The sequence below is a fragment of the Pseudomonas reinekei genome (assembly GCF_001945365.1).
Classification (GTDB): Bacteria; Pseudomonadota; Gammaproteobacteria; order Pseudomonadales; family Pseudomonadaceae; genus Aquipseudomonas; species Aquipseudomonas reinekei.
The window spans coordinates 41,127-63,385 of sequence record NZ_MSTQ01000007.1 but is presented as its reverse complement, the minus strand read 5'-3'; the positions used below and the strand labels follow the sequence as shown (position 1 = coordinate 63,385).

The following is a 22,259-nucleotide window of genomic DNA, read 5'->3' as shown; positions in this document are numbered from 1 at the left end:
CATGGAAACCCGAGCCCATCATGTATTGATCGGCCTGTTCACCGTGATTGTGGTGGCGGGCGCCCTGCTCTTTGGTTTGTTCCTGGCCAAATCCAGTGTCGACACTGAGTTCAAGGATTACGAAGTGGTGTTCAACGAGGCGGTCAGCGGCCTGTCCAAGGGCAGTCCGGTGCAGTACAGCGGGATCAAGGTGGGCGACGTGGTGTCGTTGCGCCTGGACCCGAAAGACCCGCGCCGGGTGCTGGCGCGGATCCGCCTGGGCGGCGATACGCCGGTCAAGGAGGACACCGAGGCCAAGCTGGCGCTGACGGGTGTCACCGGGACCTCGATCATCCAGCTCAGCGGTGGTACGCCACAGAGCCCGACGCTCAAGGGCAAGGACGGCAATCTGCCGACCATCGTCGCCTCACCCTCGCCCATCGCCCGATTGCTCAACGACAGCAACGATCTGATGGCCGGCGTGACCTCGCTGATGCACAACGCCAACCTGATGTTTTCCACGGAAAACATCGCGCGCATCAGCAAGACCCTTGACCATCTGGAGCAAACCACGGGTGTGATTGCCGAGCAGCGTGGCGACATTCGTCAGGCCATGCAGCAACTGGCAATGGTCGGCAAACAGGCCGGTACCATGATGGAACAGACCTCGGCGCTGATGCGCAACGCCAATGGCTTGCTCAGCGATCAGGGCAAACAGATGTTCGGTAGCGCCGAGCAGGCCATGAAGTCGCTGGAAAACAGCAGCGCGACGATCAACACGTTGCTGACCGCCAATCAGGACTCGATCAACAAAGGCATGCAGGGCCTCAACGGTCTTGCCCCGGCGGTGCGCGAGCTGCGCGAAACCCTCACCTCGCTGCGCGCCATCTCTCAACGTCTTGAGGCCAACCCCAGCGGTTACCTGCTCGGCAGTGACAAGCACAAGGAATTCACTCCATGAAGTTGCACTTCATCGCCCTCCTCGCCGGCTTCATGCTGATCAGTTCCTGCTCGATCCTGCCCAAGCCCGAGCCCTTCGATATCTATCGCTTGCCTTCGGCCCAGAGCCATGCGGCGGGCGCTCATGGCGCGGCGCAGCGCTGGTCATTGCGCCTGACCAAGCTGCAGGCCAGTGAAGCATTGAACAGCCCGAACATAGCCGTCATCCCTCAGGGCGACGTGATCAGCAGCTATAAAGGCTCGCGCTGGAGCGACCCGGCACCGGTGCTACTGCGCAATCGCCTGCTCGATGGATTCCAGCGCGATGGTCGCGTCTCGCTGCTGAGCACCGATGACAGCATTTTCCAGACAGACCTGGAGCTGGGCGGCGTCCTGCAAGCCTTCCAGACCGAATACCAGGGCACGAGTGCCAGCGTGGTGGTACGCGTGGATGCGCTGCTGGTGCGCAGCTACGACCAGCACATCCTCGCCAGCCGCCGCTTTGAAGTGCGCCAGCCGCTCAGTGATGTGAAAGTACCGGCGGTGGTGGCCGGGTTTGGCCTGGCCAGTGATCAATTGACGGCGCAGGTGGTGAATTGGGCGGTAGAGCAAGGCCACAAACTCGCGCCGCCCGCGATACCTTGAAGGTCTCGCGGACCATATCGCTGGCAAGCCAGCTCCCACAGGAACTGCGCGGTCTCTGTGGGAGCTGGCTTGCCAGCGATAAATGTTGGGTTCACCCGAAGAACCAGTAGCAAACCCCGATGGCACCCAGCACGCCGGCCAGCTCCGCCAACAATGCACACCCCACCGCATGCCGCGCCCGCTGGATGCCCACCGCCCCGAAATACACCGCCAGCACATAGAACGTGGTTTCGGTACTGCCCTGCACCGTCGCCGCGACCAATGCCGGGAAACTGTCCACGCCGGACGTCTTCATGGTTTCAATCAGCATCGCCCGGGCGGCGCTGCCAGAGAACGGCTTGACCATGGCCGTGGGCAGCGCGTCGACGAAACGCGTATCCCATCCAGCCCACTCCACCAGATGTCGAATGCCGTCCAGGCCAAAATCCAGCGCCCCGGACGCCCGCAGTACGCCCACCGCACAGAGCATCGCCACCAGATACGGCAGCAGATTCTTCGCCACGTCGAAGCCTTCCTTGGCGCCTTCGACAAACGCCTCGTAGACCTTCACTTTACGCATCGCGCCGATGATCAAAAACATCATGATCAGCCCGAATAACGTCAAATTGCCGAGGATCGACGACAAACCGGCCAGCGCCGTAGCCGACAGGGTCCCCAGCACCGCCATGAAACCGCCCAGGAGCAGGGCACCCGGAATCAGATAGGCCAGCACCACCGGGTCCCAGACGCGCAAGCGTTGCATGAATGCCACCGCGAGGAAGCCAACGATGGTCGAGCAACTGGTGGCCAGCAGGATCGGCAGGAACACCAGCGTCGGGTCAGGTGCGCCTTGCTGGGCGCGGTACATGAAGATCGTCACCGGCAGCAGGGTCAGGGACGAGGCGTTGAGCACCAGGAACAGGATCTGCGCGTTGCTGGCGATGGTGGCGCTGGGGTTGAGTTCCTGCAGGGCCTTCATGGCTTTCAGGCCGATCGGCGTGGCCGCGTTGTCCAGGCCCAGGCCGTTGGCGGCGAAGTTCAGGGTGATCAGGCCGATGGCGGGGTGGCCGGGCGGGACTTCCGGCATCAGGCGCAGGAACAGTGGGCCGAGGGCTTTGGCCAGCCACTCGACGATGCCGGCTTTTTCGGCGATCCGCAGAAAGCCCAGCCAGAGGGTGAGGGTGCCGAACAGCAATACCATCACTTCGACCGACAACTTGGCCATGGCGAAAATGCTTTCCACCATCGCCGCGAAAATCCCGGCGTTACCGCCGATCAGCCACTGCGCCAGCGCCGAAATCGCGGCCACGATGAAGAAGCCAAGCCACAGGCCATTAAGCATCAGTCAAATCCCCCAAAAGATGCGCGAATGATAGCGGGGTGGCCAGAAACGACAAACCCCGGATTTCTCCGGGGTTTGTTTGTAAGGCTGACTCGAAAGCGGTGGGGAGCCACCACAGGGGGCGGCGATCAGTTGCTGGAAACTTCACCCACCGGCAGCTTCTCTTTGCTGCGCCAGTGCGGCAGTGAGTTCCAGTAGCGCTGGCCTTTGGCATCGTCGTACATGCCTTCCCAGCGCGAGATAACCAGTACGGCCAAGGCGTTGCCGATCACGTTCAATGCGGTACGCGCCATGTCCATGATGCGGTCGACACCGGCGATGAAGGCCAGGCCTTCCAGCGGGATTCCAACGCTGCCCAGGGTGGCCAGCAGCACCACGAAGGACACGCCCGGTACGCCGGCGATGCCTTTGGAGGTGACCATCAGGGTCAGGACCAGCAGCAGTTGCTGGCTGATCGACAGGTCGATGCCGTACAGCTGAGCGATGAAGATGGCCGCGATGCTTTGGTACAGGGTCGAACCGTCGAGGTTGAACGAGTAACCGGTCGGCACTACGAAGCTGCAGATGGCTTTTGGCGCGCCGTAGGCTTCCATTTTCTCGATCACGCGCGGCAGTACGGTTTCGGAGGAAGCGGTGGAGTAGGCCAGCACCAGCTCATCCTTGAAGATGCGCATCAGCTTGATCACCGAGAAGCCGAACAGGCGGGCGATCAGACCCAGTACCACGAAGGCGAAGAAGGCGATGGCGACGTAAACCAGGATCACCAGTTTGGCCAGCGGCAGCAGGGACGCGAAGCCGAAGTTGGCCACGGTTACCGCGATCAGTGCGAAAACGCCGATTGGGGCGTAGTTCATGATCATGTGGGTGACCTTGAACATGCTTTCCGACACGCCCTGGAACATCGTGACCAGTGGATCGCGCAGTTCGGGTTTGAGGCTCGACAGACCGAGACCGAACAACACCGAGAAGAAAATGATCGGCAGCATCTCGCCGCGCGCCATGGCTGCGAAGATGTTGGACGGGATCAGGTTGAGGATGGTTTCGATGAACGCGTGTTCATGCTGCACCTCAGCTGCAGTCGCCTGGTACTTGGAGATGTCCACGGTACCCAGGGTGCTCATGTCGATGCCGGCACCCGGATGGAACAGGTTGGCCAGCAGCAGGCCGACAACGATGGCAATGGTGGTGACGACTTCGAAGTAGATGATGGTTTTGAGGCCGATACTGCCGAGCTTCTTCGCATCGCCCACGCCGGCAATGCCGACGATCAGCGAGGAGATCACGATCGGGATCACAATCATCTTGATCAGACGGATAAAGATATCGCCTGCCGGTTGCAGGACGTTGCTGATCCACCAGGCTTTCTCGGCACTGAAATGGTTGAGCAGCGCACCAATTGCAATCCCCAATACCAGACCGATGAGGATCTGCCAGGCGAGGCTAAGCTTTGCCTTCTTCATATCTTTACCCTTACTTCAGTTTGACTCGGGCAGGTGCAAGAGCTGGTTCGCTTGTGGCGAAAAAGTCGATGCATCTGCCCCCGTATAAGGAGCCCCGGAGCGCTTGTTAATGGCTCTCTGGCAGGCGAAAAAAGGCGCAACTATTCCGATGCAAGGAAGCGACGTCTAATGCCGTAAACGACTACCCTATGCCGAATCGGCATGAGGTCTTTTAGCTGTTAGCGACGTCGCAATCGGTTCGAATGTGACATTTCGGCAGGCATAAGTGCCGTGAACCGGCCATCACAGAGCAGAATGTGTGTTTTTTGATCAATTGATCAGGCGGCGGATTTCAGGAAAATCCCACAAGGCACTGAATGGATTTTTGGCTAAGCGCGGGCAATATTTCTCGATATACGGTCGCGGAAAATCACCGGGAACTGTTTTTTTCAAAAAGCAGGCGGGGGCTTTTCGAGGATGCGGAGAAAACGGCGGCGTTCGCTCTGTTTCGATTGCTGGGGTAAGTAAGCTCTCCGCAAGTCCGTCGAGCCATCATCGACCGGCGAACTTGCGTCGCAGCTTTTCCTGACCCAGTCCTTGCGCAGGCACTCCCTGTACCCGTAGGTCACTCCGCCCCTGAAACAGGCAGAACGTCCCGACCCCTTGGTCATGCGCCAACCTTCCTCAGGTGACGCAGATGAAAAAAGCGAGGCTTCTTTCTACGTCGGAAACTCAATACCAGTTCGGATCTTTCCTAAGCTGTTCCATCAACAAGTCCTGCATGCCCTGATCCGGTTTCCCAAGGAAACGGTAGTTGGCATGTCGGGTTGGCGACTTGTCAGCAGGCAACCCCGAAGGTACCTCGACCAGCATGGCGTAGGCATCCTTCTTGTCGAAGCTGACCGCGACAATCAAGCGTTTGTCAGCGCAGGTCGCCTGTGATTCACACAGCGGTCCTACCAGATACTTGTCGCCGTCCTCTTCAACGGCATTCATTTGTTCGGCATCGCCGGACAGGTTCATCACCCATTCCGGCAGGCGTTCCTCTTCCTTGACGACGCCTTGCCAGGTTTCCCGGTACTGCGGGTCGGCGTTCAACAGCTCGTTGACCCGTGCCTGGCCATCATTGGCAGCAATTGCCATGGCACTACCGCCCAGTAGCAGGGCGGCTGCCAGTGTCTTTAACGAAAGGCTCATGTTCAGCCTCGGCCGCGACGGCCAAAGAAGAACGAAGCAATGAACATCACCAGGAACACGACAAAGAGAATCTTGGCGATACCCGTGGCGGTGCCCGCGATACCACCGAAGCCCAGTACGGCGGCGACAATGGCAATGATCAGGAACGTGATTGCCCAGCTCAACATGGTGATTCTCCTTACTTTTCCATTTAAAGGTGCTTGTCCCGGCGCATCGGTGGCGCCAAGTTTGTGTAATCAGAAAACCCAGCGCTCCTGACGTGGCATCTCATTCACAGGCTGGGCCTGGTCGACGTCCATCATCCGCAGGGCGCTGCTGTCAGTCATAGCGCTGGTGGCGGCTCTGAAATGGGTCTGGGTAGGGTGTTGAAACGACACGCGTGGCGCCGCTTCCTGCTGGCTTAACTCCCAGCTCAGGAATTGCTGGCCGGCAATCAGAGTGACCAGCAGCGCAAAAACGCAAAACAAGCCTTGCTGGATATGCAGTGGCGAGACACGTAATTGGGCGGCACGTTGACGATTCATCCTGAGGCTCCTCCCACGCGGGGTATCGGGTTGAGGGCGGTTGTTGTTGCCCTGCGTTACTCAGGTTATTGCAGTCGGCATGCCAGCTTTTTTAAGTTTAAAAAATCTTTATAAATCAATAGTTTATGTAATTTTGACAGGCGCGTTCGCTGGCATAGTGCACGATGGCCCTTCATGCGCCCGTGCGAAATGCACGATTGATTGCAAGCCATCGCATTATTTTTGAATTGAGAGCAGGACGTTACTGTCAGAAAAGGACGCAACCCATTGCGGCAGCAGATAGCTACCCTGGGATGGCATTAATAGATCAGAATAAACCATGCAACTTGCCCGATTTTTCCGGGACTAACCAAGATCATTCATTAAGGAGCGTAGGAAAATGGAATCAGCCACTGAGCATCAAGGCCGTATTCTGCTGGTGGATGATGAGTCCGCCATCCTGCGAACCTTCAGATACTGCCTTGAAGACGAAGGCTACAGTGTTGCAACCGCCAACAGCGCCGCCCAGGCCGATGCGCTGTTACAGCGTCAGGTGTTCGACCTGTGCTTCCTCGATCTGCGTCTGGGCGAAGACAATGGCCTCGACGTGCTGGCTCAGATGCGCATTCAAGCACCCTGGATGCGGGTCGTGATCGTCACCGCGCACTCGGCGGTGGACACTGCGGTGGATGCGATTCAGGCCGGCGCTGCCGATTACCTGGTCAAACCGTGCAGCCCCGATCAATTGCGTCTGGCCACGGCCAAGCAGCTGGAAGTGCGGCAGTTGTCGGCGCGTCTGGAAGCGCTGGAAGGCGAGATCCGCAAACCCAAGGACGGGCTGGATTCCCATAGCCCGGCCATGAAAGTGGTGCTGGAAACCGCGCGCCAGGTGGCCGGAACCGATGCCAATATCCTGATTCTCGGCGAGTCCGGCACCGGTAAGGGTGAGTTGTCCCAGGCCATTCACGGCTGGAGCAAGCGCTCCAAGAAGTCTTGCATCACCATCAACTGCCCGTCGTTGACGGCCGAACTGATGGAAAGCGAGCTGTTCGGTCACAGTCGTGGAGCCTTTACCGGCGCCAGCGAAAGTACGCTCGGTCGCGTCAACCAGGCCGATGGCGGCACGCTGTTTCTCGATGAGATCGGCGATTTTCCTCTGGTTTTGCAGCCAAAGTTGTTGCGATTTATCCAAGACAAAGAATACGAGCGCGTCGGCGACCCGGTCACTCGCCGCGCCGATGTACGCATCCTCGCCGCCACCAACCAGAACCTGGAAGACATGGTCCGCGATGGGCGTTTTCGTGAAGACCTGCTCTATCGCCTGAATGTCATCACCTTGCACCTGCCGCCACTGCGCGAGCGCCGTGAAGACATTCTCAACCTGGCCGATCGCTTTCTCGCCCGCTTCGTCAAAGAGTACGCGCGCCCGGCGAGGGGGTTCAGTGATGAGGCCCGAGAGGCCATGCTCGGTTACCGTTGGCCGGGCAACATCCGCGAACTGCGCAACGTGGTGGAGCGGGCGAGCATTATCTGTCCACAGGAGCGCGTCGAGATCACTCACCTGGGGATGGCCGAAACACCGGTCAACAATGCCCCGCGCATTGGCGCGGCACTGAGTCTGGACGAACTGGAAAAAGCCCACATCGGCGCGGTTCTCGCCACCGCCGGTACGCTGGATCAAGCCGCGAAGACCCTAGGCATCGACGCATCGACCCTGTATCGCAAACGCAAACAGTACAACTTGTGAGCGACCATCGATGAAACTGGCGATGAAGTTACGCACCCGCCTGTTTTTAAGCATTTCCGCGCTGATCACCGTAGCGTTGCTCGGGCTTTTGCTGGGGCTGGTCAGCGTCATGCAGATGGCTGGAAGCCAGGAAGCACTGGTGCGCAACAACTTCGCCACCCTGGATCTGGGCATCAAACTGCGCCAGACGCTGGGCGATCAGTTAGTCATCATGCTCAGCGAGCGCCCTGACTCCCAAGCCTTCGAAGCCTCCAAGCAGCGTTATTTCGACTTGCTGGACCAAGGGATCGCTCAGGAACCAAAGGACATTGGCAACGAAAACGGATTCAAAAAAGCCAAGGAGGATTACCTGAGCTTTGTCCGGGCCTTTGAAGTGTCGTCGGATACAACTCATGTGCTGTCCGGCAACGATGAGCTCACTGAACGATTCAATGCGCTGCGCAATGGCTTGATCAACGAGCATAAGCGCGCCCTGGATAATATCGGCATGACCGAGCGCAAGGCGCGTGAGCGGGCACTGCTGGTTGCCGGCCTGCTCGGTTTGGTCGGTCTGGCGGTGTTGATCATCGGCTTCGTCACCGCTCACGCCATCGCCCGGCGTTTCGGCGAGCCGATCGAGGCGCTGGCAAAAGCGGCGGATCACATCGGGCAGGGGAATTTCGACGTCATGCTGCCGGTCTCTTCGGCTGTCGAGCTCAATCAGCTCACCCGGCGCTTCGGCATCATGGCCGAGGCACTGCGCGAGCATCAGGCGACCAATGTCGATGAATTGCTGGCCGGTCAGCAGCGGCTGCAGGCGGTGCTCGACAGCATCGACGATGGCTTGCTGATGATCGACCGTCAGGGCCATCTGGAGCACCTGAACCCGGTCGCACAGCGTCAACTGGGCTGGGACAGTGATCGACTCGGTCAAGGCCTGGGCGCGGCGCTGGAGCGTCCCGAGCTTGATGAGCAGCTGCAACTGGTGCTTCGCGGCGGCACGCTGGAGCGGGCGCCGGAAGATCTGAGCATGGAGGTCGATGGCGAGACGCGGCTACTGACCTATAGCCTGACGCCAGTGAGTCACACTCAGGGCCATATCCTGGGCGCAGTCATGGTGCTGCATGACGTGACCGAACAGCGTGCATTCGAACGGGTACGCAGCGAGTTCGTGCTACGCGCCTCTCATGAGCTGCGCACGCCGGTCACCGGCATGCACATGGCATTCGGCCTGTTCCGCGAACGGGCGCACTTCCCGCAGGAATCCCGTGAAGCCGATCTGCTGGACACGGTGAACGAAGAGATGCAGCGCCTGATGCAGTTGATCAACGACCTGTTGAACTTCTCGCGTTACCAGAACGGCCTGCAAAAACTGACGTTGGCGCCATGCTCCATCGAGGATCTGCTGGAGCAGGCGCAGCTTCGCTTCGCCAGTGCAGCTGCAGAGAAGGGCATCGAGTTGTTGATTGAGGTGCAGACTCCACTGCCACGTTTGCAGGCCGACCCACCGCAATTGGAGCGGGTGCTCGATAACCTGATCGACAACGCGCTGCGCCATACCGCTGCCGGCGGCTTGATCCGTTTGCAGGCGCGACGCCATGGCGACCGGGTAATCATCAGTGTCGAGGACAACGGTGAAGGCATTGCCTATGGGCAACAGGGACGGATCTTCGAGCCTTTTGTCCAGGTGGGCCGCAAGAAGGGCGGCGCCGGTCTCGGTTTGGCGTTGTGCAAGGAAATCGTGCAGTTGCATGGCGGTCGGATGGGCGTTTACTCGCGGCCAGGGCAGGGTACCCAGTTCTACATGGCACTGTCGGTTTAGGCTCTACGCTTCGTCATCCAGGCGCCGGTTGGTCAACCGGCGGCCACGGGTAATCAGCTCGATGAACTGCACGGCGCTCAGGGCATGGGCGAACAACCAGCCTTGTCCGAACTTCACGCCTTCACTGCTTAGCAGCGCTGCCTGTGATTCATGCTCGATGCCTTCGGCAATCACCTTCAGGTGCAGCGATTGCGCCATATGAATGATGTGTGGGGCCACGCCACTGCTGGCGGCGTCGTGGCCCAGCGCGTCGATGAAGGCCTTGTCGATCTTCAGGCAGTCCACCGGCAGGGTTTGCAGGTAGGCAAGACTGCAATAGCCTGTGCCGAAGTCATCAATCAGCACTTGATGCCCGACATCGCGCAAGGCTTGCAGGTTTTCCCGGGCCACCACCACATCGATCAGGCCCCGTTCGGTCACCTCGAAGGCAATCTGTTTGGCTGCGACGCGGTGCAGCGTCAGTAAGCGCGCCATCACCTGGCCGATGCGCGGGACCATCACATCGCACGCCGCCAGGTTGACCGAAATGTACAACTGCGGGTTGGACCGTAGCAGTTGCCCGAGCTGTTCCAGCAGGCGTTGCAGGACGAAGTCGGTCATCTGGCGGATCTGCCCGGTGTTCTCCGCCATTGGAATGAACAGGTCGGGGCTGGTCAGGGTGCCATCGGGCCGTCGCCAGCGTAGCAGCGCCTCGGCGCCGACGCAGTTGCGGCTGTCGAGATCGAAGATCGGTTGATACAACACTTGCAATTCGCCCCTGCGGATGGCGCCGGTCAATTCGGCGTCCAGTGACTGGCGTTGGCGCACCAACAGGAACACCAGGAAACCCACGCAGGCTGCCAGCAGCAGGCAAGCTGGAATCAACCACCACCACACCGGCGGAATGTGCGTACCGCTGCGCGGGCTGATCAGCACCAGTTGGTATTCCGGATTATCGGTGGGCATGCGGTAAATCAGGCGGGTATGCGTGACCTGCAAGGCGTCGCGTTTTTTGGGTGGCCAGGCTTCAGAGGGTGGCCACGCCTGTGAAACACCCAGTACCGGGATCGCCCGCGTGCCGTGGTCGAGGATCACCAACAGGCTGCTGCCCGGTGACAGGTCGACCATGTCGGTCAAGTGTCCGCGAGACGTCGCGACACGGAAATTGCCGCGCCCGAGCATCAGCGCGGCACGGTTCTCATCGGGTTCGGTGGTGGTGTTCAACCAGTAGCTGTAGGTCGGCCCTTTGATGTCCGGTGCCCGGGCCAGCGACAAGCCTACCTGTCGTGGGCGATTGGAACAGATTCGCAAGTCGTCCATATAGGCCGCTTCATACACGAATCGATAGTTGAAGCTGACCTGCTGCAACGTGGCGATCATTTCGTCATCGCAGCTTCGCAGCGGTTGAGCCTCCAGGTCGTCGAGGCTCTCGCGCAATTGGCCGAACAACTGCTCAAGGCGAGCGAGAAACCGTTCGCCCTGGGCGTTCATTTGCTGGCTCTCTTGTTGTTCGAGCTGGTGGATGGCGACGAAATAACTGCCGGCCATCATCATCGTCGCGCTCAGGACAGCAGCCAGCATCGCCAAAAACCAGGGGCGAAAGAACCAACTACGGAATGTCTCGCGAGCAGCAGGCATTGTGGAATATCCGACGAATTACCAATGAGTTATAGCTGCTGATGGAAAAAACGCGCTGACCGTCGGGCGGGCGTCATTATTTTGTCTGATTCAACACCTGCAGCAGCGCTGCCGTTTGGGCGTCCGGCGTACCATCGAAGCGGGTCGGGCGGAAATGCATCTGGAAGGCGGCGAGGACATGCCGTGTGGCGACGTCCAGTTCGCCGGTCTGGGGTGTTTCATAGCCCATGCGTGCCAACTGCGCCTGATACCAGGAAATGCTCGGCAGCTGCGTTTCGAATGGCGCTTGCTGCCGGGCGACAGCCTGCTCGTCCGGCCAAATGCCAATGCCTTCGCCAGCCAGGCGTTTCCAGGGGAACAGTGGGCCTGGATCGAGTTTGCGCAGTGGTGCGATATCGCTATGACCGATAATGCTGCGCGGGCTGATGTTGTAACGCTGGCTGATGTCCTTGAGCAGGACGATCAATGACTGGACTTGCGCCTCCGTGTAGGGATACCAGAGGCGTCCTGTCGGGCTGTCCTTGAAACCCGGGTTGACGATTTCGATACCCAGAGAGCTGGAGTTCAACCAGGTGCGGCCTTGCCACTGACTCTCACCGGCATGCCAGGCGCGCAGATTTTCATCCATCAGCTTATAAATGGTCGCGTTCTTGTCGTCGCCGATCAGGTAGTGGCTGCTGACTTCGCCGTGGGTTAGCAATTGCAGCGAGCGCTCCATTGAGGCGGAGGTGTAGTGAACCACCACAAACTGGATGCGGCTGTCGTGGTTGGTCGATGGGTGACTGGTGTCGTAGCGGGGGCCGCTGGCACAACCGGCCAAGACGATGAGCGACACGATGAGGGCAAAATATTTCATGGCGAAAGGCAATACACGCAAGACAGTAATGCAACAGTGTAACGTACTGCCTTGCATGCCGCGGGCAATCGCGATCATTTAAACAAAATGGAACAAATTGCCGCTTAACCCAGTTCTACCCGGTTGCGTCCGGCATTTTTTGCCCGATACAGCGCCTGATCGGCTCTTTTGAGCACCAGATCGCTGTGTTCACCGGGTTTGAATGCCGTCATCCCCATGGAAATCGTGATCGTGACGCGCTCGCCCTTGAAGTGGAACGGGCAGGCTTCGATGGATGCCCGCAGGTGTTCCAGCAGTTTCAGTCCGGTGGCCGGCACTGTCGACGGCAATAAAAGAACAAACTCTTCTCCGCCGAATCGGGCAATGAAGTCTGTTCCGCGCAGACGCTTGCGCAGCACTGTGGCGATGATCTTCAGCACTTTGTCACCCGCCAGGTGCCCGTAATTATCGTTAATGCGTTTGAAATGATCGAGGTCGAGCATCGCCAGCAGCAAGGTATTGCCGTGTTGCTGCCACTGGCCGATTTCGTGTTCCAGCCGTTCGCTCCAGGCTGCGCGGTTGGGCAGGCCGGTGAGCGGGTCGATCAATGCTTTCTGCCGCTGTTCTTCGAGGTGCTCGCGGAAACCCGAGGCTTCCTGCTCCATGTGCGCCACCCGTTCGGCCAGGCTTTGCAGGCGGGCGGCTACTTCCTGCTCGCGTTCGTCGCGTTGCCTGCGGTGCTCGTCCATGGTGCCAAGCAAACCTTCCAGATGGTTTTCCAGAACGTGCTTGAGGTCTTCCAGGTCCGCCGCTTCGTGCATGCTGGTTTGCAGACCGTCGACCTGTTCGCGTATTTGCGAATCCAGCGCATGCGCTGCCGAGCGGCTGTCGGCATGATCGGCGCTGGCAGCTTGCAGATTGCTCTGGAACGACTCCAGACGTTCATTGAGTCGTAGCAAATAGGCTTCGAATTCGTGCTGGCCGCTGTCCGAAATCGCCAGCATCAATGTTGCAAAATCGTCGAGGATTGGCAGCAACTCGTACCAGTTCAAGCCATTTTTCAGGCGATCGCGCATTGATTCCGCTTGAGGGCGATGGCGTTCGGGTAGCGTGAGATCGTCAAGCAGGCCGAGCAGGGTGTCCTCGATGTGCCTGGCGACCGAGCTGTAAGACGGTTCGGGGGAATCCGGCAGCGCGTAAAACATGTCGTGCCCGAGGTGCTCGGGATCATCGGGTGTTGCGACATCAGAAAGTGGTGGCGATGCTTCGGGTAGCGGAGCAGGGGTCAGCTCGTCCGGATTGACGTTCGGTTCAATCTGGCTCGCGGGCTCGACGATAACGGCAGGAGGCTCCTCAGGCTGTTGAGCGTCCACTGCACGATCAGCCTCGGGCGCATCGTGCGGTTCAGTGATGGGTGCAACTATCGGCGCGACGGCGACGGGTTCTGCGGGAGCTGTCGATGCCGGGAGTGGCTGTGGATCGATGACCGCTGGCGATTGCACTGGCATTGGTTCGGCTATGGATGGGACTTCGCCGGTATTTGCCGGAGTCACTGTAACCTGAGGCGGCGCCATTAATTCGGCAGGGTACGCGTTGACGGCTTGTTCGGCCGGGGCGGTGACGCGTGGTTCATCAGCGTCGCGATGCCCGAATAATCGCTGCAGCAGGCCTGGCCGTTCCGGTTCTGCGGCGTTGTCCAGTTGACTCAGGGCTTTACCCTGCAGGCCGCTCAGTTCGCTGAGCAGCAATGGAATCTCGCGGGCCTGGCTGGCACGGCTGTCCAGTTGCTTGGCGAAGTTCTTGAGGGGGCGGCTTACTTCACGGGGCAGCGGCAACGTTTGCAGCTGGGTGACGAGTGCGTTCAACGCGGCGCTGGTCTGGTTGACCCGGGTTTCCCGACGTTGCTCGGAGTCGAGCACGGCTTTTTCCAGGCGCGGGAGCAGGGCGGCGAGGCCGGCGTCCATGTCGTCGGTGCGCACGACTTCGCGCATTTCCTTCATGCATTGGTCAACGGCGCGATCGGTGCCCTCTGCTGCCAGGGTGCTGCGCACAAGTCCGCGACGCAACAAGTCGAGCCGGGCATCCCAACGGCGTTCGAGCTTTTCCTGTTGTTCGATGCTTTGGAGGTATTTCTCTTTCCAGCGCTGTGCTTCGTCGCTCATTCAGGGGTTCCGCGATGGGCAGGACTCAACGCGGGCAATGCATCGGCCGTGAGCGAACCCGGCAGACGAATCTCTACCGCGACCGGCAGGTGATCGGAAATGGGTTGGGCCAGCACCTCGACCTTTTCCAGGGTCAGGCTCGGGCTCAATAGGATGTGGTCCAGGCAGCGTTGCGGACGCCAGCTGGGGAATGTCGCTTCCAGTTGCGGGGCGAGCAGGCCAAGGTCGCGCAACGGAGAGTTTTGCAGCAGATCGCTGGCGTGGGTATTCATATCGCCCATCAGGATCTGGTGTTTATAGCCGCCGATGACTTCGCGGATATAAGCCAATTGCAGGCTGCGCGCGCGTGCGCCGAGCGCCAGGTGCATCATCACCACCACCAGCGCTTCCGGGCCCTCGCCGAAACGCACCAGGATCGCCCCGCGACCTTTCGGCCCGGGCAGCGGATGATCTTCGATCGCCCACGGACGCAGGCGGCTGAGCACGCCGTTGCTGTGCTGGCCGAGGCGTCCGAGATTGCGATTGAGTTGTTGATACCAGTAGGGAAAGGCGCCGAGCTGGGCCAGGTGTTCGACTTGATTGACGTAGCCTGAACGCAAGCTGCCGCCATCGGCTTCCTGCAAGGCGACCAGATCGAAATCACCCAGCAGATTGCCGATTTTTTGCAGGTTGTCGGCGCGCCCGGTATGGGGTAGCAGATGCTGCCAGCCACGGGTCAGGTAATGCCGGTAGCGCTCGGTACTGATACCGACCTGAATATTGAAGCTGAGCAAGCGCAGACGGCTGTCTGCGGGCAGGCCCGTCGATTCCAGATGATGTTCGTTGACCCGCGGATCATGCAGGCCAACGACGCGTTCAGTACCCCAGCGGCGCATGGCAGGTGCTGCCCTTAGTTGGCGGCAGCCTTGTTAGCCGCTCGCTCTTGATCGACCAGTTTATCGGCCAGTTGCAAGGCTTGCTCGGCGCCGCCGGCAGAACCCACGTCAAAGCGATACTTACCGTTGACGATCATGGTTGGCACACCAGAGATTTCATATTTCTTTGCAAGCTCTTTGGCTTTGTTGATCTGGCCCTTGATGGCGAAGGAGTCAAAGGTAGCGAGGAACTTGTCCTTGTCGACGCCCTGGGTGGCCAGGAAGTCCGCCATGTCGTTCTTGTCGGTCAGCTTCTTGTGTTCTTTCTGAATGGCTTCGAACACCGCGGCGTGCACCTTGTGCTCGACGCCCATGGCTTCGAGGGTCAGGAACATCTGGCCGTGTGCGTCCCAAGGACCGCCGAACATGGCAGGAATGCGAACGAAGTTCACGTCGGAAGGCAGCTTCTCGACCCAGGGATTGATCACCGGCTCGAACGCGTAGCAGTGTGGGCAGCCGTACCAGAACAGCTCCACCACTTCGATCTTGCCAGGCACGGCTACCGGAACCGGATTGCTCAGTTCGACGTAAGGGGCGGCTGGGGCTTCGGCGGCCTGGGCAGTCATGCCGAACAGGCTGGCAGCGACAAGTGCGGCGCTGATGATCAGATTACGCATGCTTTACTCCTGGACAAATTTTATCGCCTCGCGCGACCTGTCTTCAGACAGATTCTGGCGGGCCTGAGTTCTGTAGTGTAACGGCAGCGGCCACAAAAAAGGGCGGCCAAAGCCACCCTTTTTATACTTGCTGCGACGGATTAATCGAGCGTTAACGTTGCAAGCGATGAATGCCTTGCGCAACGCTCGATCCGCCGGTCTTAGTGAAGGCCCTGAATGTAGCTGGACACTGCGGCGATGTCTTCGTCGCTCAGTCGCTTGGCGATGGTCCGCATGGTCATCGCATCGCCATCATTGGTGCGGCCACCTTCTTCCTTGCGGAAATCGGTCAGTTGCTTGGCGATGTATTGAGCGTGCTGGCCCCCCAGGTGCGGGAAGCCGGCGGCTGCGTTGCCAGCGCCATTTGGCGAATGGCAGCCGGTGCAGGAGGGCAGGCCCTTGGCCAGGTCGCCGCCGCGGAACAGTGCTTCACCGCGTGCCACGATTTTCGGGTCGGCGGCGCCGACGCTGCCTTTCTGGCTGGCGAAGTAAGCTGCGATGTCTGCCATGTCCTGATCGCTCAGGTTGGTCAGCAGACCGGTCATTTCCAGAACGGTGCGCTTGCCCGACTTGATGTCGTGTAACTGCTTGGTCAGGTAGCGTTCACCCTGGCCTGCCAGTTTTGGAAAGTTTGGCGCCATGCTGTTGCCATCCGGACCATGGCAGGCGCCGCAGACGGCAGCCTTTGCCTGGCCTGCGGCGGCATCACCAGGTTTTACCGGCTCACCTGCGGCATAGGCAACGCCGGAGATCCCCACGGTCAACAGCAGACTCACGATCAATTTGTTCATCAGCTAATCCAACTACGGCTAAGGGTTAAAGAGTTATGGACCGGGTTTACTCGCTCATCCACTGGATGATGGCTTGGTAATCCTCGGCACTGCAGTCCATGCACAAACCACGCGGCGGCATCGCCTTGAAACCCTGGGTCACGTGTTGCACCAGCGTCTCCATGCCTTTCGCCAACCTCGGCGTCCAAGCCTCCTGATCGCCCTTGCGGGGCGCCATGGGGAGTTGGCCGGAATGACAGGCACCACAAACACGGTTGTACACAGCTTCCGGATCCTGTGTAGCCTGAGCGCTGTAAAGCGGTATCAGGACACCGGCAGCTAGCAGCCATTTCGTCATAAAACGACCTTTTCAGGGTTGAGAGCGTTCTGCGTTCTAATGCGCAATCAAGGTCTATCGCTCCCGTGAACTTCATCCAGCATTGGGACAAAGCGCACACAAAATCTGCGGCATTATATACTGGCGTCACTGAAACGGAAGCGACACTGCTTGCCGGACCCATTCCTGGCGCCGCCCACATCGGAAATCCCATGCAACTCAAGAATCCCATCCTCGGTCTGTGCCAACAGTCCACCTTCATGCTCAGCGCCGCCAAAGTCGACCAATGTCCGGATGACGAAGGCTTTGAAGTCGCCTTCGCCGGGCGTTCCAACGCCGGCAAGTCGAGTGCGCTTAACACCCTGACCCACGCCAGTCTGGCGCGCACCTCGAAAACCCCGGGGCGCACGCAGCTGTTGAACTTCTTCAAGCTAGACGATGAACGCCGTCTGGTCGACCTGCCGGGCTACGGTTATGCAAAAGTACCGATCCCGCTCAAGCAACACTGGCAGCGTCACCTCGAAGCCTACCTGGGTGGTCGCGAGAGTTTGAAGGGGCTGATTTTGATGATGGACATCCGTCATCCAATGACCGACTTCGATTTGTTGATGCTTGATTGGGCCGTCGCCGCTGGCATGCCGATGCACATTTTGCTGACCAAGGCTGACAAGCTGACCTACGGGGCTGCGAAGAACACGCTGCTCAAAGTGCAGTCGGAAATCCGCAAGGGCTGGGGCGATCTGGTGACCATTCAGCTGTTCTCGGCACCGAAACGCATGGGGCTGGAAGAGGCCTACACGGTATTGGCAAGCTGGATGGAGCTGGCGGACAAGGGCTCCGAGGCCGAGGCTCAGTAAGCGTCTAAAACTGCCTGTGGCGCGCTCAGGCAGTTTTCTGCGGGCAAAAAAAACCCCGGACTTCTTATGGGGAGGGGGAAGTTCCGGGGTTCAAGTTCTAGACCGCTAGGGCGGGGTCCAGATATCTGCCAACACTTAACACAACATAGGAGCATCGAAGGGCTTCACCAGCCATTCAGTATCTCTGAGTGGCATTTCTCCAGATTAGTTCAGATTTTTTTCAAATGCCTTTGGAATAACCCCAAGCATTTTCTGGACTAAGCACCCTTCGACCCTTGTGCCGCGACACTACGTCGCGGCACAAGCGCTCTATTTCAGTCGGCTCAGTGAGCCTCATCCCAGTTGTTGCCTACCCCAACTTCCACCAGCAGCGGAACATTGAGCTGCGCAGCGCCACTCATGTGCACCCGAATCTCATTGCTGACCTGATTGACCAAGTCTTCACGCACCTCAAGAACCAATTCATCGTGCACCTGCAGAATGACCTTGGCATCGAGGCCAGACGAAGCCAGCCATTCATCTACCGCCACCATGGCTTTCTTGATGATGTCTGCCGCCGTGCCTTGCATCGGTGCGTTGATCGCCGTGCGCTCTGCAGCGGCGCGTTCTTGCGGTTTGTTGGAGTTGATCTCGGGCAGGTACAAGCGTCGCCCGAAGAAAGTCTCTACAAACCCTTGCTCCGCCGCCTGCGCGCGGGTGCGGTCCATGTATTGGCGAACACCCGGGTAGCGGGCGAAGTAAGTGTCGATATACGCCTTGGCTGTCTTGGTATCGACACCAATGTCTTTACCGAGTTTCTGCGCCCCCATACCGTAGATCAGGCCGAAGTTGATCGCCTTGGCGCTGCGACGCTGATCGGAAGTCACCTCTGTCAATTCGACCTTGAAAACCTCGGCGGCCGTGGCAGTGTGAACGTCCAGGTTGTGGCGGAAGGCGTTCATCAGGCCTTCGTCCCCGGAAAGGTGGGCCATGATCCGCAACTCGATCTGCGAATAGTCCGCCGCCAGCAATTTGTAGCCGGCCGGGGCCACGAAAGCTTGACGAATGCGCCGCCCTTCGGCGGTACGTACCGGGATGTTCTGCAGGTTCGGGTCGCTGGAAGACAGACGACCGGTGGACGCCACGGCCTGGTGGTACGACGTGTGAATCCGCCCGGTGCGGGGGTTGATCTGCTCCGGCAAGCGGTCGGTGTAGGTGCTTTTCAGCTTGCTCATGGAACGATATTCCATCAGCACTTTAGGCAACCGGTAGTCATCCTCGGCCAGCTTGGCCAGCACTTCTTCAGCAGTGGATGGCTGGCCCTTGGCGGTCTTCTTCAGCACCGGCAGGCCGAGTTTCTCGTAAAGAATCACGCCCAGTTGTTTCGGTGAGCCCAGGTTGAACTCCTCGCCGGCGATCTCGAAGGCTTCGCGCTCCAGCGCAACCATCTTGTCGCCCAATTCGATGCTCTGCACGCCCAGCAGGGCGGCGTCGACGAACGCGCCTTGGCGTTCGATGCGCGCCAGCACCGGCACCAGAGGTATTTCGATGTCGGTCAGCACACGGGCGAGGCTCGGGATCGCGTTCAGCTTTTCGATGAGTGCCTGATGCAGGCGCAAAGTGATGTCGGCGTCTTCGGCGGCATACGGGCCGGCCTGTTCCAGGGCAATCTGGTCGAACGTCAGCTGTTTCGCGCCCTTGCCGGCGATGTCCTGGAAGCTCACGGTAGTGTGGTCCAGGTACTTCAGCGCCAGGCTGTCCATGTCATGGCGGGTCGCCGTGGAGTTGAGCACGTAGGATTCGAGCATGGTGTCGAACGCGATGCCACGCACCGTGATGCCGTTCGCTTGATCGCCGCCGATGGCGCAGTTGGCGAGGATGTTCATGTCGAACTTGGCGTGCTGGCCGACCTTGAGTTTGTTCGGGTCTTCGAGAATCGGCTTGAGCGCACGCAGAACAGTGTCGCGATCCAGTTGCTCGGGTACACCGATGTAGGAGTGGGTCAGTGGAATGTAGGCCGCTTCGTTGGCCTGCACTGCAAACGACAGGCCCACCAGTTGCGCCTGTTGAGCGTCGATGCCGGTGGTTTCGGTGTCGAAGGCGAACAGTTTGGCGTTGTTCAGTTTTTCCAGCCAGACATCGAAGCGCGCCTGATCAAGGATGGTTTCGTAAGCAGCTTCTACAGCGACGGCCGGTGCTTCGGCTTCGGGTGTGCTGAACAGATCAGCGGCCGGCGCAGGCTCGGCGGCACTGCTCAGCTCCAGGCGTTTGGCGTCGCGATCGAGGTCGTTCAGCCAGCTCTTGAATTCCAGCACGGTGTACAGCTCGTAGAGTTTGTCCGGATCTTCGGCGCCCATCTTCAAGTCATCGAGACCGATGTCCAGGGGCACGTCGACCTTGATGGTTGCCAGTTGATAGGAGAGGAAGGCCATGTCCTTGTGCTCTTCGAGCTTGGCCGGCAGGGTCTTGGCACCGCGGATCGGCAGCGTCGGCACAATATCGAGCTGCGCGTAGAGCTCGGTCAGACCGCCGTTCACGCCCACCAGCAGGCCGGAAGCGGTCTTCGGACCGATACCCGGAACGCCCGGGATGTTGTCGGACGAATCGCCCATGAGCGCCAGATAATCGATGATCTGCTCGGGAGCGACGCCGAATTTCTCCTTCACGCCCTCCACGTCCATGCTGCTACCGGTCATGGTATTGACCAAGGTAATGTGGCCATCGACCAGCTGTGCCATGTCCTTGTCGCCGGTGGAGATGATCACCGGACGGTCAGCCGCAGCGCTGCTGCGGGCCAGGGTGCCGATCACGTCATCGGCCTCGACGCCTTCGACGCACAACAGCGGGAAGCCCAGGGCGATTACGCTCTGGTGCAGCGGCTCGATCTGCACGCGCATGTCATCGGGCATGCTCGGACGGTTGGCCTTGTATTCGGCGTACATGTCATCGCGAAAAGTCCCACCCTTGGCGTCGAACACCACGGCGAAGGGACTGTCCGGGTACTGCTTGCGCAGACTCTTGAGCATGTTCAACACGCCCTTGACCGCACCGGTCGGCAGGCCTTTGGATGTGGTCAGCGGTGGCAGCGCGTGAAAGGCGCGGTACAGGTAAGAAGAACCGTCCACCAGGACGAGGGGGGCTTGGCTCATGAGCAGGATCAACCTTTTCGGCGGGTCCGGCGCTAGAATAGCGGGACCGTTGACGACAAAGGGACAAGGTTATCATGCGCACACTAAATCGCCTGTTGCTGGCTGGCTTGTTTGCAATCGCACCATTGGCCGTGATGGCGGCGGACGATGCGCCTTCGGCAGATCCGGATGTCACCATTCGCACGGAGGGCGATAAAACCATTCAGGAGTACCGCCAGAATGGTTTCCTGTATGCCATCAAGGTCACCCCGAAAGGAGGCAAGCCATACTTCCTGGTGCGAGCTGATGGTTCGGAAGGCAACTTTATTCGCTCGGATCAGCCGGATATGCTGATTCCGTCATGGAAGATTTTCGAGTGGTAATGGTTTCTTAAATTCAATCGGCGTTGGCTCAACAGCAGCGCCCGTACTGGCAGCTTAAACATGTCTGTGTTCACCCCCCTGGCTCGGCCCGAGCTGGAAGCTTTTCTCGCCCCTTATGGCCTCGGCCGCCTGCTTGATTTCCAGGGGATTGCCGCCGGTAGCGAAAACACCAATTTCTTCATCAGCCTCGAGCAAGGTGAATTCGTCCTGACCCTGATCGAGCGCGGCCCGGTCCAGGAGATGCCGTTCTTCATCGAGTTGCTCGACGTATTGCATGAGGCCGACCTGCCGGTGCCTTATGCGATCCGAACCACCGACGGCGTGGCGTTGCGCGAACTGGCCGGCAAGCCTGCGCTGTTGCAACCGCGCCTGGCCGGCAAGCACATCAAGCAGGCCAACGCGCAGCATTGCGCGCAAGTGGGCGAGTTGCTCGCGCACCTGCACCTGGCCACCCAGGCGGGAAACATGATCAAGCGCAAGACCGATCGTGGCCTGGACTGGATGCTGGAGGAGGGCACGCAGTTCCTGTCGCACGTGAATGCCGAGCAGAAGGCGTTGTTGCAGCGGGCGCTGGAAGAAATCACCCAGCAGAAAGAGAAAATTCTGGCGCTGCCTCGCGCCAACATCCACGCGGACTTGTTCCGCGATAACGCGATGTTCGAAGGCACGCACCTGACCGGGCTGATCGATTTCTATAACGCCTGTTCGGGCCCGATGCTCTACGACGTGGCCATTGCCTTGAACGACTGGTGTTCCGATGACGACGGTTTGATCGACGGAGCGAGAGCGCGGGCCTTGTTGGGCGCTTATGCGGCGCTACGTCCGTTTACCGCCGCTGAGGCCGAGTTGTGGCCGACCCTGTTGCGGGTGGCGTGCGTGCGGTTCTGGCTGTCGCGTTTGATCGCGGCCGAGTCTTTTGCCGGTCAGGACGTGTTGATCCACGATCCGATGGCGTTCCAGTTGCGCCTGGCTCAGCGGCAGAAAGTCAGCATATCGTTGCCGTTCGCCCTTTAAGTTGTGGCGAGGGAGCCAGCTCCCTCGCCACGGGGT

The 22,259-nt window shown here is 59.5% G+C and carries 20 protein-coding genes; 7 read left to right on the top strand and 13 right to left on the bottom strand.

Annotation, left to right across the window (positions count from 1 at the left end; translation table 11 throughout):
* Nucleotide 1: 1 nt before the first annotated feature.
* The gene (locus BVK86_RS13560; RefSeq protein WP_075946911.1) at nucleotides 2-940 is read left to right on the top strand and encodes an MlaD family protein; all 939 of its coding nucleotides are present in this window, start codon (nucleotides 2-4) and stop codon (nucleotides 938-940) included.
* A complete protein-coding gene (locus tag BVK86_RS13555) occupies nucleotides 937-1,563 on the top strand; it encodes an ABC-type transport auxiliary lipoprotein family protein (RefSeq protein WP_075946910.1) in 627 nt (208 codons plus the stop codon). Before BVK86_RS13560 ends, BVK86_RS13555 begins: the two co-directional genes overlap by 4 nt.
* A 91-nt stretch (nucleotides 1,564-1,654) precedes the next feature.
* On the opposite strand, the gene BVK86_RS13550 is transcribed toward BVK86_RS13555, so the two are convergent.
* The 5 genes from BVK86_RS13550 to BVK86_RS13525 all read right to left on the bottom strand — a co-directional run bounded on the left by BVK86_RS13550 (nucleotide 1,655) and on the right by BVK86_RS13525 (nucleotide 6,044).
* Nucleotides 1,655-2,884, bottom strand: coding sequence for a nucleoside recognition domain-containing protein (locus tag BVK86_RS13550; RefSeq protein WP_075946909.1), 1,230 nt, complete (start codon nucleotides 2,882-2,884; stop codon nucleotides 1,655-1,657).
* Between the two features lie 128 nt (nucleotides 2,885-3,012).
* Nucleotides 3,013-4,344: a glutamate/aspartate:proton symporter GltP gene (gene gltP / locus BVK86_RS13545; RefSeq protein ID WP_075946908.1), complete on the bottom strand. Its 1,332-nt coding sequence runs from the start codon at nucleotides 4,342-4,344 to the stop codon at nucleotides 3,013-3,015.
* 711 nt (nucleotides 4,345-5,055) lie between these two features.
* Nucleotides 5,056-5,520, bottom strand: a complete 465-nt coding sequence (locus tag BVK86_RS13535; RefSeq protein ID WP_075946906.1) for an inhibitor of vertebrate lysozyme family protein — start codon at nucleotides 5,518-5,520, stop codon at nucleotides 5,056-5,058.
* Between the two features lie 2 nt (nucleotides 5,521-5,522).
* Complete coding sequence (locus BVK86_RS13530; protein ID WP_003170804.1) at nucleotides 5,523-5,687, bottom strand: DUF1328 domain-containing protein; 165 nt, start codon at nucleotides 5,685-5,687, stop codon at nucleotides 5,523-5,525.
* A gap of 69 nt (nucleotides 5,688-5,756) precedes the next feature.
* The gene (locus BVK86_RS13525) at nucleotides 5,757-6,044 is read right to left on the bottom strand and encodes a hypothetical protein (RefSeq protein ID WP_075946905.1); all 288 of its coding nucleotides are present in this window, start codon (nucleotides 6,042-6,044) and stop codon (nucleotides 5,757-5,759) included.
* 379 nt (nucleotides 6,045-6,423) lie between these two features.
* Here BVK86_RS13525 and algB point away from each other — a divergent pair, with 379 nt between their 5' ends.
* Together algB and BVK86_RS13515 are read left to right on the top strand one after the other, a co-directional pair.
* Nucleotides 6,424-7,770 (top strand): sigma-54-dependent response regulator transcription factor AlgB, encoded by a 1,347-nt coding sequence (gene algB, locus BVK86_RS13520; RefSeq protein ID WP_075946904.1) that lies wholly within the window; start codon nucleotides 6,424-6,426, stop codon nucleotides 7,768-7,770.
* A gap of 10 nt (nucleotides 7,771-7,780) precedes the next feature.
* Nucleotides 7,781-9,571, top strand: a complete 1,791-nt coding sequence (locus BVK86_RS13515; protein ID WP_075946903.1) for a KinB sensor domain-containing domain — start codon at nucleotides 7,781-7,783, stop codon at nucleotides 9,569-9,571.
* A 3-nt stretch (nucleotides 9,572-9,574) separates the two neighbouring features.
* Here the strand turns inward: BVK86_RS13515 and BVK86_RS13510 are convergent, their stop codons facing one another.
* From BVK86_RS13510 to BVK86_RS13475, 7 genes are all read right to left on the bottom strand, one after another.
* Nucleotides 9,575-11,188, bottom strand: a complete 1,614-nt coding sequence (locus tag BVK86_RS13510; RefSeq protein WP_075946902.1) for an EAL domain-containing protein — start codon at nucleotides 11,186-11,188, stop codon at nucleotides 9,575-9,577.
* Nucleotides 11,189-11,264: 76 nt separating this feature from the next.
* On the bottom strand, nucleotides 11,265-12,044 hold the full coding sequence (locus tag BVK86_RS13505) for an N-acetylmuramoyl-L-alanine amidase (protein ID WP_075946901.1): 780 nt from the start codon (nucleotides 12,042-12,044) through the stop codon (nucleotides 11,265-11,267).
* 104 nt (nucleotides 12,045-12,148) lie between these two features.
* Nucleotides 12,149-14,185 carry a diguanylate cyclase gene (locus tag BVK86_RS13500; protein ID WP_075946900.1) on the bottom strand — a complete coding sequence of 679 codons (2,037 nt, stop codon included), beginning with the start codon at nucleotides 14,183-14,185 and terminating at the stop codon, nucleotides 12,149-12,151.
* The gene (locus tag BVK86_RS13495; protein WP_075946899.1) at nucleotides 14,182-15,060 is read right to left on the bottom strand and encodes an endonuclease/exonuclease/phosphatase family protein; all 879 of its coding nucleotides are present in this window, start codon (nucleotides 15,058-15,060) and stop codon (nucleotides 14,182-14,184) included. Before BVK86_RS13495 ends, BVK86_RS13500 begins: the two co-directional genes overlap by 4 nt.
* A 14-nt stretch (nucleotides 15,061-15,074) precedes the next feature.
* Entirely contained in the window at nucleotides 15,075-15,716 is a 642-nt protein-coding gene (dsbA, locus tag BVK86_RS13490) for a thiol:disulfide interchange protein DsbA (RefSeq protein ID WP_075946898.1), read from the bottom strand.
* Nucleotides 15,717-15,916: 200 nt separating this feature from the next.
* Complete coding sequence (locus BVK86_RS13480) at nucleotides 15,917-16,546, bottom strand: c-type cytochrome (RefSeq protein ID WP_075946896.1); 630 nt, start codon at nucleotides 16,544-16,546, stop codon at nucleotides 15,917-15,919.
* Nucleotides 16,547-16,592: 46 nt separating this feature from the next.
* Nucleotides 16,593-16,883, bottom strand: coding sequence for a c-type cytochrome (locus BVK86_RS13475; RefSeq protein ID WP_046818664.1), 291 nt, complete (start codon nucleotides 16,881-16,883; stop codon nucleotides 16,593-16,595).
* Between the two features lie 191 nt (nucleotides 16,884-17,074).
* Here BVK86_RS13475 and yihA point away from each other — a divergent pair, with 191 nt between their 5' ends.
* Nucleotides 17,075-17,719 carry a ribosome biogenesis GTP-binding protein YihA/YsxC gene (gene yihA / locus BVK86_RS13470; protein ID WP_075946895.1) on the top strand — a complete coding sequence of 215 codons (645 nt, stop codon included), beginning with the start codon at nucleotides 17,075-17,077 and terminating at the stop codon, nucleotides 17,717-17,719.
* Nucleotides 17,720-18,042: 323 nt separating this feature from the next.
* Here the strand turns inward: yihA and polA are convergent, their stop codons facing one another.
* Nucleotides 18,043-20,847 carry a DNA polymerase I gene (polA, locus tag BVK86_RS13465; RefSeq protein ID WP_075946894.1) on the bottom strand — a complete coding sequence of 935 codons (2,805 nt, stop codon included), beginning with the start codon at nucleotides 20,845-20,847 and terminating at the stop codon, nucleotides 18,043-18,045.
* Between the two features lie 74 nt (nucleotides 20,848-20,921).
* On the opposite strand from polA, the gene BVK86_RS13460 reads away from it, so the two are divergent.
* Both BVK86_RS13460 and BVK86_RS13455 read left to right on the top strand, forming a co-directional pair.
* Nucleotides 20,922-21,209 carry a DUF2782 domain-containing protein gene (locus BVK86_RS13460; protein WP_075946893.1) on the top strand — a complete coding sequence of 96 codons (288 nt, stop codon included), beginning with the start codon at nucleotides 20,922-20,924 and terminating at the stop codon, nucleotides 21,207-21,209.
* Nucleotides 21,210-21,269: 60 nt separating this feature from the next.
* Nucleotides 21,270-22,223 (top strand): homoserine kinase, encoded by a 954-nt coding sequence (locus tag BVK86_RS13455; protein WP_075946892.1) that lies wholly within the window; start codon nucleotides 21,270-21,272, stop codon nucleotides 22,221-22,223.
* The last annotated feature ends 36 nt before the right edge of the window (nucleotides 22,224-22,259 follow it).

Coding starts and splice junctions, on each gene's coding strand:
- BVK86_RS13475 (WP_046818664.1), bottom strand. CDS start 16,883: ATGACGAAATGGCTGCTAGCTGCCGGTGTCCTGATACCGCTTTACAGC.
- BVK86_RS13510 (WP_075946902.1), bottom strand. CDS start 11,188: ATGCCTGCTGCTCGCGAGACATTCCGTAGTTGGTTCTTTCGCCCCTGG.
- BVK86_RS13555 (WP_075946910.1), top strand. CDS start 937: ATGAAGTTGCACTTCATCGCCCTCCTCGCCGGCTTCATGCTGATCAGT.
- BVK86_RS13535 (WP_075946906.1), bottom strand. CDS start 5,520: ATGAGCCTTTCGTTAAAGACACTGGCAGCCGCCCTGCTACTGGGCGGT.
- BVK86_RS13505 (WP_075946901.1), bottom strand. CDS start 12,044: ATGAAATATTTTGCCCTCATCGTGTCGCTCATCGTCTTGGCCGGTTGT.
- BVK86_RS13455 (WP_075946892.1), top strand. CDS start 21,270: ATGTCTGTGTTCACCCCCCTGGCTCGGCCCGAGCTGGAAGCTTTTCTC.
- BVK86_RS13495 (WP_075946899.1), bottom strand. CDS start 15,060: ATGCGCCGCTGGGGTACTGAACGCGTCGTTGGCCTGCATGATCCGCGG.
- polA (WP_075946894.1), bottom strand. CDS start 20,847: ATGAGCCAAGCCCCCCTCGTCCTGGTGGACGGTTCTTCTTACCTGTAC.
- yihA (WP_075946895.1), top strand. CDS start 17,075: ATGCAACTCAAGAATCCCATCCTCGGTCTGTGCCAACAGTCCACCTTC.
- BVK86_RS13460 (WP_075946893.1), top strand. CDS start 20,922: ATGCGCACACTAAATCGCCTGTTGCTGGCTGGCTTGTTTGCAATCGCA.
- BVK86_RS13480 (WP_075946896.1), bottom strand. CDS start 16,546: ATGAACAAATTGATCGTGAGTCTGCTGTTGACCGTGGGGATCTCCGGC.
- dsbA (WP_075946898.1), bottom strand. CDS start 15,716: ATGCGTAATCTGATCATCAGCGCCGCACTTGTCGCTGCCAGCCTGTTC.
- BVK86_RS13560 (WP_075946911.1), top strand. CDS start 2: ATGGAAACCCGAGCCCATCATGTATTGATCGGCCTGTTCACCGTGATT.
- BVK86_RS13550 (WP_075946909.1), bottom strand. CDS start 2,884: ATGCTTAATGGCCTGTGGCTTGGCTTCTTCATCGTGGCCGCGATTTCG.
- gltP (WP_075946908.1), bottom strand. CDS start 4,344: ATGAAGAAGGCAAAGCTTAGCCTCGCCTGGCAGATCCTCATCGGTCTG.
- BVK86_RS13515 (WP_075946903.1), top strand. CDS start 7,781: ATGAAACTGGCGATGAAGTTACGCACCCGCCTGTTTTTAAGCATTTCC.
- BVK86_RS13500 (WP_075946900.1), bottom strand. CDS start 14,185: ATGAGCGACGAAGCACAGCGCTGGAAAGAGAAATACCTCCAAAGCATC.
- BVK86_RS13525 (WP_075946905.1), bottom strand. CDS start 6,044: ATGAATCGTCAACGTGCCGCCCAATTACGTGTCTCGCCACTGCATATC.
- algB (WP_075946904.1), top strand. CDS start 6,424: ATGGAATCAGCCACTGAGCATCAAGGCCGTATTCTGCTGGTGGATGAT.
- BVK86_RS13530 (WP_003170804.1), bottom strand. CDS start 5,687: ATGTTGAGCTGGGCAATCACGTTCCTGATCATTGCCATTGTCGCCGCC.